Origin of the sequence: Sedimentitalea nanhaiensis DSM 24252, assembly GCF_000473225.1 — a bacterium.
Taxonomy (GTDB): Bacteria; Pseudomonadota; Alphaproteobacteria; order Rhodobacterales; family Rhodobacteraceae; genus Sedimentitalea; species Sedimentitalea nanhaiensis.
In genome coordinates this window covers 1,936,122-1,948,081 of sequence record NZ_KI421509.1, presented here as the reverse complement: position 1 = coordinate 1,948,081, position 11,960 = coordinate 1,936,122, and the positions used below count along the sequence as shown (strand labels likewise).

Genomic DNA, 11,960 nt, shown 5'->3' with positions numbered 1-11,960 from the left:
TCTCATAGGTTTGCGGGGACAGCCTACATCATATCGCGCACATCCGTAAGGTGTCCCGTGATGGCCGCCGCCGCCGCCATGGCCGGGCTCAGCAGATGGGTGCGTCCGCCCCGCCCCTGACGCCCTTCAAAGTTGCGGTTGCTGGTCGCTGCACAGCGTTCGCCGGGCTGCAACTGGTCGGGGTTCATCGCGAGGCACATGGAACAGCCCGCAAGCCGCCATTCGAAACCGGCGTCGATGAAAATATCGGCCAGCCCTTCTTCTTCGGCCTGCGCCCGTACCAGACCCGAGCCGGGAACAACCATGGCGCGCATGCCGTCCTTGATCTTCTTGCCTTTCAGGATCGCGGCGGCGGCGCGCAGATCCTCGATGCGGCCATTGGTGCAGGATCCGATGAACACCGTGTCGATGGCGACCTCGTCCAGCGGCGTGCCGGGCACCAGCCCCATGTAGTCCAGCGCGCGTTGTGCCGCCTCGACTTTGCCGCCGGTGAAATCGGACGGGCTGGGCACGGTGGCGGTGATCGGCAGGACGTCCTCGGGGCTGGTGCCCCAGGTCACGACCGGCGCGATATCTTCGCCCTTGATGGTGATGACCTTGTCCCATTCGGCGTCGTCGTCGGAATACAGCGTCTTCCACCAGGCCAGCGCGGCTTCCCATTGTGCGCCCTTGGGGGCGTGGGGGCGGCCCATGCAATATTCAAACGTCTTTTCGTCCGGCGCGATCAGCCCGGCGCGCGCACCGCCTTCGATGGCCATGTTGCAGACCGTCATGCGGCCTTCCATCGACAGGTCGCGAATGGCTTCGCCGCAATATTCGATTACATACCCGGTGCCGCCGGCGGTGCCGGTCTCGCCGATCACCGACAGGGTGATGTCCTTGGCGGTGACGCCCGGGCGCAGCTTGCCGGTGATCTCGACCTTCATGTTCTTGCCCTTGCGCTGGATCAGCGTCTGGGTGGCCAGAACGTGTTCGACCTCGGATGTGCCGATCCCATGCGCCAGCGAGCCAAAGGCCCCGTGGGTGGCGGTGTGGCTGTCGCCGCAGACCACGGTCATGCCGGGCAGGGTCCAGCCCTGTTCCGGCCCGACGATATGCACGATGCCCTGGCGCACATCGGACACCGGGTAATAATGGATCCCAAAATCCTTGGCGTTCTTGTCCAGCGCATCGACTTGAATGCGGCTTTCCTCGTTGTCGATGCCGTTGGCGCGGTCCAGCGTGGTCGGTACGTTGTGATCGGGCACCGCGATGGTCTTGTCCGGCGCGTGCACCGGTCGTCCGGCCATCCGCAGCCCCTCAAAGGCCTGCGGGCTGGTGACCTCGTGTACCAGGTGGCGGTCAATATACAGCAGGCAGGTGCCATCCTCGGCCTCGTGCGCCAGGTGTGCATCCCAGATCTTGTCATAGAGCGTCTTGGGGGACATCGGTCCTCTCCCGTTGGTGAAATGTGTCAGGGTTGGGCGGTGGCGGCTTAGGGGCGCGCCAGCGCCGTGCGGGTGGCACCAAAGAACCGTTCGCCCAGGCGGTTGCGGTCCTGCAGGTCAAATCGGGGCGTTCCAAAGGCTGCCATGGGCTTCAGATACAGCGCACAGGGGCCGCAATCAAGGATGGAAGTGCGATGAGATCGGGGGCGAGCGTGATCTGCTTGCGCCAAAGCCGTCTAAATGCAAGCCTCTAGAAAACGAGAGCATAATGGACCCGGTCAAAGACACCACCACAACGCTGATCCAGACAGTCTACCTGGTGCTGCAGCAGGTCATGGATCAAATTGGTTGGGTGTTCGCGCCGGGCTGGCGGCAGTATCAGGCGCTGATCGTCCTGGCCCTGATCGTGTTGGCCTGGGGCCTGAAGCGGATCACCGAGCCGCGGCTCCAGAACTGGGCCCGCACCCGCGAAGGCTGGCCGAAATGGCAGTTGCGCCTGCTGGTTCAATTTCGCCGGCGGCTGATCCTGATCTGGTTCGCGATCCTGGCCTGGCTGGTTTATGTGGTGATGCAACAGCTCACGTGGCCCTCGCGCAGCTACATGATCGGGGTGGCCGCCACGCTGGCGACGGTCTGGGTCACCATTGCGCTGGCCACGCAACTGGTGCGCAACCGCGCGCTGCGCCGGATCGTCAGCTGGTGCTTGTGGATCTACGCGACGCTGTATTTCCTGAATGCGGTGGACGAAATCACCGGCTTTCTGGACCGGCTGGCCATCGAGTTCGGCGAAACCCGTGTCTCGGCGCTGACGGTGATCACCGCGCTGGTGGTGCTGGGGGTGCTGCTGGGCGGGGCGAGGTTGCTGTCGCGCCTGTTCACTGCGAATGTGCGCGGCAACGAGGATATTTCTCCCTCGATGCAGGTTCTGACCACCAAGGCGGTGCAGATCCTGGTCTATGGTCTGGCGCTGTATGTCGGGGCTCAGGCGATCGGGCTGGACCTGACCGGGCTGGCGTTCCTGTACGGTATCATCGGCGTCGGACTGGGCTTTGGCCTGCAGACCGTAGTGTCCAATCTGGTGTCCGGCGTGATCATCCTGCTGGACAAGTCGATCAAGCCCGGTGACGTGATTTCGCTGGGCGAAACCTTTGGCTGGATCGAATCGCTGAGCGCGCGCTACGTTTCGGTCAAGACCCGCGAGGGGCTGGAATTCCTGATCCCGAACGAACAGCTGATCGCCAATCAGGTGGTGAACTGGACCCATTCCAACCAGTTGGTGCGCCTGGATATCCACTTTGGCACCGCTTATGACGACGATCCGCATCAGGTGCGCGCCCTGGCCGTTCAGGCGGCCTCGGCGGTCAACCGGGTGCTGGTCAACCCTAATGCGCCGGTCTGTCACATCGTTGGATTCGGCGACAGCAGCGTGGACTATATTCTGCGGTTCTGGATCGGAGATCCGACCGCCGGTCTGACCAATGTGCGCGGCAATGTCTATCTGGCACTCTGGGACGTGTTCAAAGAGAACGACATCTCGATTCCCTTCCCCCAGCGCGAGGTTCGGTTGCTGAACCAGGCCGGGCAATCCGATGCGCCAACACCCCCCGCGTGACCGGATGCGGTTGTGGCCATCCGCGTTAGCCCCCATGTTGGCCCCTGTTTTAGCCCCCATGTTAGCCATTCTGACGCACCGCGATTGAAAAACCACTTCTGTCTTGCTAACTTGATGGCATTCCCAGCGCCGGGGGTCAGGCGGCGTGCCAAAAGGAGGACAATGTCCTGTCAATGCAAGCAGAAGCGGGTTTGCCCGCTGATGAACGGGCCGGTCTTGTGACCGCCCAGACCCAGCCAGACAGCGAGACGCTGCTGGCGAGAATCCTTACCTCCCTGGATGACGACAAGGCGGAAGATGTGGTGCAGATCGATTTGCGCGGCAAGACCGAGATCGGTGATTACATGGTCATCGCCTCGGGACGCTCGACCCGTCAGGTGTCGGCCATGGCTGAAAAGCTGGTCGACCGTCTCAAGCAGGAGTTCGGGCGCCTCAGCAAGGTCGAGGGCAAGGACACCGGCGATTGGGTGCTGATCGACGCCGGGGATGTGCTGGTGCATATCTTCCGCCCCGAAGTGCGCGAGTTCTATCAGCTCGAAAAGATGTGGATGCCACCAGGCTCAAACGCCCGGACCAACTGAGCGATACGCGCCGGTGCGGCGTCAACAGGGGTAGCCAGCGATGCGCGTCACCATCTGCGCCGTGGGCCGACTTCGGGCCGGGTCCGAGAAAATACTGATCGACGACTATCTGGCCCGATTCGACCGGACCGGCCGCGCGCTTGGCTTGGGCCCCGCGCGCGTGGTCGAGGTCGAGGACCGCAAGGGTGGCGGCATGGCCGCCGAAGCCGAGCTGCTGCGGCGCGCCCTGCCCAAGGGGGCCCTGATTTGTACGCTGGACGAGCGCGGCAAGATGTTGACGTCCCCTGCCTTTGCCAACCGAATCGCGGATTGGCGCGACAGCGGTCGCGGCGATCTGGCGATCCTGATCGGCGGTGCCGACGGGCTGGACCCGGCGCTGCGGGCGGGGGCGGATTTCAGTATCTCGTTCGGGGCCATGGTCTGGCCGCATATGCTGGTGCGGGTGATGCTGTGCGAACAGTTGTATCGCGCCGCCACAATTCTGGCCGGCGGACCCTATCACCGGGCGTGATCCAAAGGCCGCGCTGACGCGCGATTCGATTTTTTGGTTTGCCGGGGGCGGCCCGCGCGCGCCGCAGGTCAGGGCAGCGCCAAGATCCGCGTCTTATCGTTCCAGCCATCGACATTACAACGGGGCTGGATCTGCACCCTCGTGGTGCCATCCGGCAGGGCAATGCCCGTCAACGCGCGGGTAAAGGGCTGTTCGGCCTCATGCGGATGGGCCAGCACGCGTGTTCCCAACTCGTTGCCCTCGATGTCCAGTACCCGCCATCCGTCGGCATAATGCTCCCAACCGGTATCGGGATGGGACAGGGTGACGTCAAAACGCCAGAGATTGCCGTTGCGTTGGCCCGTCGCGTTTTCGATCACCGGCGGATCGGCAGCGGCCGGGGCCGAGGCGGCGAGCAGGAAGAGCAGGGCAAGCTGTTTCATCGGCGCAGCCTATCGTCTGTTTTCAAGCAATACGATCACGAGTCGGTGTCCGGAGGCACCCGCAGCATGATTTTGCGTGAATGCGAGTGGAATTCACGACGGTACAGCATCGCGACGGTCAGGGCAGCGGCAATCGCCAGTGCTGCCGGTCCCAGCAGCCAGGCCATTGCGGCCAGTGCAAAATAGGTTGATCGCATCGCCCGGTTGAAGCTGCGCGCGGCGGTGATGCTGATGTCTGCGGCCTGTGTCGCGCGGGGATAGGCCAGGGGCGATGTGCAGTCGTTGGGCACCGCCGCCATCAAGACTGCACAATAACCGAACAGCCGGTGCGCCCAGACAAATTTCAGAAAGGCGTTGGCCAGCAGCACCAGCACCACCAGGATCTTGATCTCCCAGACGATGGTCGGTGCATTGCCCTGGGTCAGGTCGGTGACCAGGCCCGCCACCTGTTCGGTGTTGCCCGCCGCCGCCAGCCCGCCGCCGATGGCGATCATCGTCGCAGAGGCAAAAAAGGTCGTGCCCTGACGCAGGCTGCCGATCAGCTGCGCGTCGAACACGCGCGGTTCGCGCAGCACCATGTGTTTCATCCAGTCGCGTCTGAACGCCGCCATCAGAATCGAAACCGAGGGGCGGTTCGCGGGTGGGTTTTCGATCCGCCAGCCGATCAGCCATGCGCCGCCCAGCAGCAGGGCGATAGCGGCAAAATCCAGCGGTGAGAACAGGGTCAGGGTTTGATGCAACGTCATTGCGCGACAGTAGGGGGGATGAAAGGGGCTTGCTAGGGGCGTAAATTGGTCATATTAATTTACCAAAACTGGAGAGACGCCATGGAAATGCCAGCCCCGGACGCCAGGATCCTGGCCCGCAAATCGCGGGTTGTAGAGCGCCTGCAACAGGTATTGCCTCACAACGCGGTGATCCACGAATTGTCCGAAACCCGCGCTTATGAATGCGATGCGCTGACCGCCTATCGCTGCGCGCCGATGGTGGCGGTGCTGCCCGCGAACACACAGGAGGTTTCCGAGGTCTTGCGGATCTGTCACCAAGAGGGCGTTCCGGTGGTGCCGCGCGGTTCGGGAACGTCCCTGGCTGGCGGAGCGCTGCCGACGGCGGATTGCGTGATCCTGGGCGTGGCCCGGATGAATGCGGTGCTGCAAACCGACTATGACAACCGGATCATCCGGGTGCAGGCCGGGCGCACCAACCTGTCGGTGACCGGCGCGGTTCAAGCCGAGGATTTCTTTTATGCGCCCGATCCGTCGAGCCAGCTGGCCTGTGCTATCGCCGGAAATATCGCGATGAACTCGGGCGGGGCGCATTGTCTGAAATACGGGGTGACCACCAACAACCTGTTGGGCGTGACGATGGTGATGATGGACGGCAGCGTGGTCGAGATCGGCGGCGCGCATCTGGACGCCGGCGGGTTGGATCTTTTGGGGCTGATTTGCGGATCCGAAGGGCAGTTGGGCGTGGTGACCGAAGCCACGCTGCGTATCCTGCGCAAACCCGAGGGCGCGCGGCCGGTGCTGATGGGGTTTGACGATACCGAGGTCGCCGGGGCCTGTGTCAGCGACATCATCCGGGCCGGGGTGCTGCCGGTGGCGATCGAATTCATGGACCGGCTGTGCATCCGCACCAGCGACACCTTCGCCAATGCCGGTTACCCGGATTGCGAGGCTTTGCTGATCGTCGAGGTCGAAGGCTCGGAGGCCGAAATCGATGCGCAACTGGCGCGCATTATCGAGATTGCGCGCCGCCACAACCCGGTCGAACTGCGCGAAAGCAAATCGCCCGAGGAAAGTGCCAAGATCTGGCTGGGCCGCAAGAGCGCCTTTGGCGCCATCGGTCAGATCAACGATTACATGTGCCTGGACGGGACCATCCCGGTGTCCGAATTGCCTCTGGTGCTGCGCCGGATCGGCGAATTGGGGCGCGAATACGGGCTGGATGTGGGCAATGTGTTTCATGCCGGGGATGGCAATATGCACCCGCTGATCCTTTTCGACGCCAACAAATCCGGCGATCTGGAGAAATGCGAGGCGTTGGGTGCCGAGATCCTGAAACTCTGTGTCGATGTGGGCGGGTGCCTGACCGGGGAACATGGGGTCGGGATCGAGAAACGCGATCTGATGTGGCACCAGTTCTCGCGCCCGGATCTGGAGGCGCAGATGGCGGTAAAGGATGTGTTCGACCCGGCGTGGTTGTTGAACCCGGCCAAGGTGTTTCCGTTGGAGGCGTCGCAACCGCGCAGACAGGCGGCAGTTGCGGCGCAATAGGGGAGGGGGCCAGCCCCCTCTTGGCCTGCGGCCAATTCACCCCCGGAGTATTTGAGGCAAGAGGAAGATGAAAACAGCGCGAGACGAGGACGAACTGGCTGAAACGGTGGCTGCGGCCTGTGGTCCGCTGGCCATATGCGGTGGCGCAACGCGCGGTGTCGATTTGCCCGGCGAAGTGTTGTCGACCGGCGGGCTGCGCGGAGTCGCGCTGTACGAGCCGGGGGCGCTGACGCTGGTCGTCGCGGCGGGAACGCCGGTGGCCGAAATCGAGACGCTGTTGGCGGCGCAGAATCAGCAGCTGGCGTTTGAGCCGATGGATCATCGCCCCCTGCTGGGCACCACCGGCGAGCCGACTATCGGCGGGGTGGTGGCGGCCAACCTGTCGGGGCCGCGGCGGATTCAGGCCGGGGCCTGCCGCGATTTCCTGTTGGGAGTGCGCTATGTCGACGGGGGCGGCACCGTGATCAAGAACGGCGGGCGGGTGATGAAGAACGTCACCGGCTATGATCTGGTCAAGCTGATGGCGGGCAGTTGGGGCACGTTGGGGGTGTTGACGCAGGTATCGCTGAAAGTGCTGCCCCGGCCCGAGACGCAGGCGACGTTGCGCCTGTCGGGCTGTGACATGAAACAGGCGGTTCGGGCAATGTCGGCGGCGCTGGGGTCGCCGTTCGAGGTTACCGCCGCGGCGTTCGATCCCGGGGTGGGCGAAGTGTTGGTGCGCATTGAGGGGTTCGCCGACTCGGTGTCTTATCGCGGGGGCCGGTTGGGTGAGCTGTTGGGCGCATTCGGTGGGGCCGCAGCACTTGTGCAGGCGGCAGAGTCGGCGGCGATCTGGCAACGGATCCGGGATGTCGCCCCGTTTGCGCATCAACCCGGCGACGTCTGGCGCCTGTCGGTCAGGCCGTCCGATGCCCCGGCGATTGCACAGCGCCTGAACGCCGAGGCGCTGTTGCTGGACTGGGGAGGCGGGCTGATCTGGGCGCGGGTGCCTGAGGGGACCGACTTGCGCGCGCGCGCCGGGCAATTTGACGGCCATGCAACATTGGTGCGTGCGGATGCCGCAACACGGGCGCGGTTGGGTATGTTTCACCCGCAATCGCCGCTGCTGGAAAAGATCAGCGCCGGTTTGCGGGCCCGGTTCGATCCGCGCGGCATCTTCAACACCGGGCTGATGAGCTCACTCCAGACGCAGGACGCCTAGGCCATGCAGACCACATTTACGCCGCAACAGTTGCAGGACCCCGCCATCGCCCGCAGCAACCAGATCCTGCGCTCCTGCGTGCATTGCGGGTTCTGCACCGCGACCTGCCCGACCTATCAGGTGCTGGGCGACGAATTGGACAGCCCGCGCGGCCGGATCTATCTGATCAAGGACATGCTTGAAAACAACCGGGTGCCGGATGAAAAAACCGTCAGGCATATCGACCGGTGCCTGTCCTGTCTGGCCTGCATGTCCACCTGTCCGTCGGGGGTGCATTACATGCATCTGGTGGATCATGCGCGGGAATATATCGAGAACCGGTACAAACGCCCGCTTGGCGACCGTGTGCTGCGCTGGCTGCTGGCGCGCATCCTGCCCTATCCGGCGCGGTTCCGACTGGCGTTGCTGGGCGCGAAACTGGGCCGTCCCTTTGCACGGCTGATGCCGGATCCCCGTCTGCGCGCGATGCTGGACATGGCGCCCAAAACCATTCCCCCGGTCAGCCGCAACGACGATCCGCAAAATTTTGCGCCCCAGGCGCCGAAACGGATGCGGGTGGCGCTGATGACCGGCTGTGCGCAAAAGGCGCTGAACACCGATATCAACGACGCCACCATCCGCATCCTGCGTCGGCACGGCTGCGAAGTGGTTGTGGCCCGCGGCGCGGGCTGTTGCGGGGCGCTGACCCATCATATGGGCAAGGCGGATGAAAGCCATGCCGCAGCGGCGAAAAACATCCGTGCCTGGGCGGCTGAAATGGACGGGCAGGGGCTGGACGCCATCGTCATCAACACCTCGGGCTGCGGCACCACGGTCAAGGATTACGGCCACATGTTACGTAATGACTCGCTGGCGGCGGATGCGGCGCGGGTGTCGGCCATCGCCATGGATATCAGCGAATTGCTGGTAAAGCTGGATCTGCCGCAGGGCACCGACAAGGGCACCACCGTCGCCTATCACGCCGCCTGTTCGCTGCAACATGGCCAGCAGATCAAGACCCACCCCAAGGCCCTGCTCAAACGCGCCGGTTTCACCGTGGTCGAACCCGCCGACAGCCACCTGTGCTGTGGCTCGGCCGGGACCTACAATCTGATGCAGCCGGAAATCTCGTCCCAGCTCAGGGCGCGCAAGCTGGACACGCTGAAAGCCACCGAACCCGACCTGATCGCCGCTGGAAATATCGGCTGCATGATGCAGATCGGCGCCGGTGCGGGGGTGCCCATCGTGCATACGGTCGAACTGCTCGACTGGGCCACCGGCGGGCCGAAACCGCCGGCCCTGTCGCGCGATTGGGCCCTCGCTCCCCAGATACCCAACCTCAGGTAGAGCCGCCCAGATAGATCTTGCGCCACGCCGCATTTTCGCCGCAAGACTGCACTAGGGGTGGGGTGGCATGGATTCGAGGTGAGGCCTGTGGTGTATCGGTTGATCTGTTTCGTTCTGGCCCTGTTGCCCGGTCTTGCGGTCGCACAGGATGCTGCGCTCAGGCCGCTGGACACCGCCGACGCGGGCCGTGACTGGCAGGCGGTGGGCCGGCTGGACATCGGCGGCAGCGGGTTTTGCACCGGCGCGCTGATTGCGCCCGATCTGGTGCTGACCGCCGCACATTGCCTGTTTGACCGTGGCTCGCAGGCCCGGATCGACCCGGAAACCATCGAATTCCTGGCCGGATGGCGCAACGGGCGTGCCTCGGCCTATCGTCAGGTGCGCCGCGCGGTGGTGCATCCGGACTATGACTTTGGCGATGCGGTCTCAGCCCGGCGGGTCAGCACCGATGTCGCCCTGCTGGAACTGCAACAACCGATTCGCAACACCACCGTGACACCGTTTGCCACCGCCGCCCGACCGCGCAAGGGCGATCGGGTCGGGGTGGTGTCCTATGCCAAGTCCCGCGCTGAAGCGCCGTCGCTGCAAGAGGTCTGCGCCGTGATGGCGCGCCAGGAGGGCGTGCTGGTGATGTCCTGCGATGTCGATCACGGTTCATCTGGCGCGCCGATCTTTTCCTTCGCCGATGGCCGCCCGCGCATCGTTTCGGTGGTTTCGGCCAAGGCCGAGGTCGAAGGCCAGCGCGTGGCCCTGGGCACCGCGCTTGACGAACCGCTGGCGCTGTTGCGCGCGCAGCTCGATGCGGGGGCCGGGTTCGCGCTGGCTCCGGCCCCGCGTGTGAACCGAATCACCATAGGCCAGCCACGCCGCGACACCGGGGCGAAATTCATCCGCCCCTGAACGGTCCCATCCGTGCCAGGGTGGTGCCCGTATATCGCCGTATTCCTCTGCCATGGCTTGTCCGCGATGCGACAACAGGGGGGCAGACGATGCACCTGACGGACCATTTATTCGGGAACTTCCAGCGGCGGTGGACAGCGCCATGGATCGTGGCCATGCTGGCGCTCTGCCTGCCCGGCATCGCCATGGCCGACACCACCGGGCTGGTGCGGCTGACCGACCGCGACGACCTGCTGGGATGGGAGGCGGTGGGCCGTCTGGACATCGGCGGCAGCGGCTATTGTACCGGTACGCTGATTGCGCCCGACCTTGTGCTGACGGCGGCGCATTGCGTCTATGACCGCAAGACGCATAACCTGCATCTGCCCGACACGCTGACCTTTCGCGCCGGGTTGCGCGATGGGGTATCCGTTGCCGACCGCAAGGTGGCCCAGATCGCCGCCGCGCCTGAATATGACCCCCGCGCGGTCCATAATGTCGGGCGCGTGCGCCACGACGTCGCCCTGTTGCGTCTGGTCGCTCCGATCACCAGCCGGGACGCCGACCCGTTTATCCTGTATCGCGGCCAAAGCGTCGGAACCCAGGTCAGCGTCACCTCCTATGGGCGGGGCCGGGACGAGGCCCTGTCGCGCCAGCGCCGGTGCAGTATCGTGGCACAGGCGGACGGGCTGATGGCCTTTGACTGCGATGTGACCTTTGGCTCGTCCGGCGCGCCGGTGTTTGTAAAGTCCGGTACGCGCGGGCGCATCGTTTCGGTGATCTCGGGCGGCGGCACCGTTGGCGGGCAGGAGGTTGCCCTGGGCATGGCCCTGCCCGAGGTGGTTGCCCGCCTGAAAACCCGGCTGCGCGCCGCCTTGCGCCCCACGACCGCGCGCATCCAGCGTCTGACAGTCGGCGGCAGGAACAGCTCGACCGGGGCCAGGTTCATCCGAAACTAGAGCGTCTATGTTCGACCGGTTTCATCCATTCGCCCTGCATGTTGAATACAATTCAACACACAACACCGGCCAGCGCGCAATCGGGGGACTTGAAACCACCACCTGCGCTGCCCATCTCTGAGGCATCGGAATGCCATAATGGGTTCCGGGACCAGAACCGCCCGTCCCTGTCGGAGGGCAACCGTACATCGCTCAAGCACGAGGATAACGACCTATGCGTACATATGACTTTGCACCGCTGCACCGCGCCACCGTTGGTTTCGACCAGATTGCCGATCTGATGGATCGCGTCATGACCAACGACGTCGGCCAGTCCACCTATCCCCCCTATAACATCGAAAAGACCGCGACAGATGCCTATCGCATCTCGATTGCCGTCGCTGGCTTTTCCGACAGCGACCTCAGCGTCGAGATCAAGGAAAACGCACTGGTTGTCTCCGGCCGCAAGGCCGACGAGGACACGGCCGAGCGTACCTTCCTGCACCGTGGCATCGCCACGCGCGCCTTTGAACGTCGCTTTCATCTGGCCGAACATGTCCGCGTCATCGGCGCCAGCCATTCTGACGGCATGCTGCACATCGACCTGCAGCGCGAAATCCCCGAAGCGCTGAAACCGCGCCGGATCGAGATCTCCGGATCCACCCCCGCGTCGGTGGAAACAGACGTGGTCGACGCCAAGGCCGTGAACTAGGGCGTCCGCGGTTCGCATGGCAACCGCTCCAACGTCTTTCGGGGTGGCCCCGAAAGGCTGATACCGCCAGACCAG

12 protein-coding genes are annotated in these 11,960 nt (G+C 64.2%); 9 read left to right on the top strand and 3 right to left on the bottom strand.

The window, feature by feature from the left end:
- Positions 1-23 precede the first annotated feature (23 nt).
- Positions 24-1,427 (bottom strand): 3-isopropylmalate dehydratase large subunit, encoded by a 1,404-nt coding sequence (leuC, locus tag NANH_RS0111340; RefSeq protein WP_027262151.1) that lies wholly within the window; start codon positions 1,425-1,427, stop codon positions 24-26.
- A gap of 268 nt (positions 1,428-1,695) precedes the next feature.
- Here leuC and NANH_RS26055 point away from each other — a divergent pair, with 268 nt between their 5' ends.
- The 3 genes from NANH_RS26055 to rlmH all read left to right on the top strand — a co-directional run bounded on the left by NANH_RS26055 (position 1,696) and on the right by rlmH (position 4,131).
- On the top strand, positions 1,696-3,039 hold the full coding sequence (locus NANH_RS26055) for a mechanosensitive ion channel family protein (RefSeq protein WP_081710455.1): 1,344 nt from the start codon (positions 1,696-1,698) through the stop codon (positions 3,037-3,039).
- A gap of 173 nt (positions 3,040-3,212) precedes the next feature.
- Positions 3,213-3,620 carry a ribosome silencing factor gene (gene rsfS, locus NANH_RS0111325; protein WP_051372378.1) on the top strand — a complete coding sequence of 136 codons (408 nt, stop codon included), beginning with the start codon at positions 3,213-3,215 and terminating at the stop codon, positions 3,618-3,620.
- 40 nt (positions 3,621-3,660) lie between these two features.
- Positions 3,661-4,131 (top strand): 23S rRNA (pseudouridine(1915)-N(3))-methyltransferase RlmH, encoded by a 471-nt coding sequence (rlmH, locus tag NANH_RS0111320; protein ID WP_027262149.1) that lies wholly within the window; start codon positions 3,661-3,663, stop codon positions 4,129-4,131.
- Between the two features lie 68 nt (positions 4,132-4,199).
- Here rlmH and NANH_RS0111315 read toward each other — a convergent pair whose 3' ends face one another.
- Positions 4,200-4,553: a hypothetical protein gene (locus NANH_RS0111315; protein ID WP_027262148.1), complete on the bottom strand. Its 354-nt coding sequence runs from the start codon at positions 4,551-4,553 to the stop codon at positions 4,200-4,202.
- Positions 4,554-4,588: 35 nt separating this feature from the next.
- Positions 4,589-5,299 (bottom strand): DUF599 domain-containing protein, encoded by a 711-nt coding sequence (locus NANH_RS0111310; protein ID WP_027262147.1) that lies wholly within the window; start codon positions 5,297-5,299, stop codon positions 4,589-4,591.
- Between the two features lie 81 nt (positions 5,300-5,380).
- Between NANH_RS0111310 and NANH_RS0111305 the strand changes: the two genes are divergently transcribed.
- From NANH_RS0111305 to NANH_RS0111280, 6 genes are all read left to right on the top strand, one after another.
- Complete coding sequence (locus NANH_RS0111305; RefSeq protein WP_027262146.1) at positions 5,381-6,829, top strand: FAD-linked oxidase C-terminal domain-containing protein; 1,449 nt, start codon at positions 5,381-5,383, stop codon at positions 6,827-6,829.
- Positions 6,830-6,896: 67 nt separating this feature from the next.
- Positions 6,897-8,030 carry a glycolate oxidase subunit GlcE gene (gene glcE, locus NANH_RS0111300; RefSeq protein ID WP_027262145.1) on the top strand — a complete coding sequence of 378 codons (1,134 nt, stop codon included), beginning with the start codon at positions 6,897-6,899 and terminating at the stop codon, positions 8,028-8,030.
- Positions 8,031-8,033: 3 nt separating this feature from the next.
- Entirely contained in the window at positions 8,034-9,356 is a 1,323-nt protein-coding gene (glcF, locus tag NANH_RS0111295) for a glycolate oxidase subunit GlcF (protein ID WP_027262144.1), read from the top strand.
- Positions 9,357-9,446: 90 nt separating this feature from the next.
- The gene (locus NANH_RS0111290; RefSeq protein WP_027262143.1) at positions 9,447-10,256 is read left to right on the top strand and encodes a trypsin-like serine peptidase; all 810 of its coding nucleotides are present in this window, start codon (positions 9,447-9,449) and stop codon (positions 10,254-10,256) included.
- An 89-nt stretch (positions 10,257-10,345) separates the two neighbouring features.
- The gene (locus tag NANH_RS0111285; RefSeq protein ID WP_245601447.1) at positions 10,346-11,194 is read left to right on the top strand and encodes a trypsin-like serine peptidase; all 849 of its coding nucleotides are present in this window, start codon (positions 10,346-10,348) and stop codon (positions 11,192-11,194) included.
- A 214-nt stretch (positions 11,195-11,408) separates the two neighbouring features.
- A complete protein-coding gene (locus NANH_RS0111280) occupies positions 11,409-11,885 on the top strand; it encodes an Hsp20 family protein (RefSeq protein WP_027262141.1) in 477 nt (158 codons plus the stop codon).
- The last annotated feature ends 75 nt before the right edge of the window (positions 11,886-11,960 follow it).

Bases quoted from the DNA above. Each gene is read 5' to 3' on its own strand.
- NANH_RS26055 (WP_081710455.1), top strand. From the start codon at position 1,696: ATGGACCCGGTCAAAGACACCACCACAACGCTGATCCAGACAGTCTAC.
- NANH_RS0111310 (WP_027262147.1), bottom strand. From the start codon at position 5,299: ATGACGTTGCATCAAACCCTGACCCTGTTCTCACCGCTGGATTTTGCC.
- NANH_RS0111315 (WP_027262148.1), bottom strand. From the start codon at position 4,553: ATGAAACAGCTTGCCCTGCTCTTCCTGCTCGCCGCCTCGGCCCCGGCC.
- glcE (WP_027262145.1), top strand. From the start codon at position 6,897: ATGAAAACAGCGCGAGACGAGGACGAACTGGCTGAAACGGTGGCTGCG.
- NANH_RS0111285 (WP_245601447.1), top strand. From the start codon at position 10,346: ATGCACCTGACGGACCATTTATTCGGGAACTTCCAGCGGCGGTGGACA.
- rsfS (WP_051372378.1), top strand. From the start codon at position 3,213: ATGCAAGCAGAAGCGGGTTTGCCCGCTGATGAACGGGCCGGTCTTGTG.
- NANH_RS0111305 (WP_027262146.1), top strand. From the start codon at position 5,381: ATGGAAATGCCAGCCCCGGACGCCAGGATCCTGGCCCGCAAATCGCGG.
- glcF (WP_027262144.1), top strand. From the start codon at position 8,034: ATGCAGACCACATTTACGCCGCAACAGTTGCAGGACCCCGCCATCGCC.
- leuC (WP_027262151.1), bottom strand. From the start codon at position 1,427: ATGTCCCCCAAGACGCTCTATGACAAGATCTGGGATGCACACCTGGCG.
- rlmH (WP_027262149.1), top strand. From the start codon at position 3,661: ATGCGCGTCACCATCTGCGCCGTGGGCCGACTTCGGGCCGGGTCCGAG.
- NANH_RS0111280 (WP_027262141.1), top strand. From the start codon at position 11,409: ATGCGTACATATGACTTTGCACCGCTGCACCGCGCCACCGTTGGTTTC.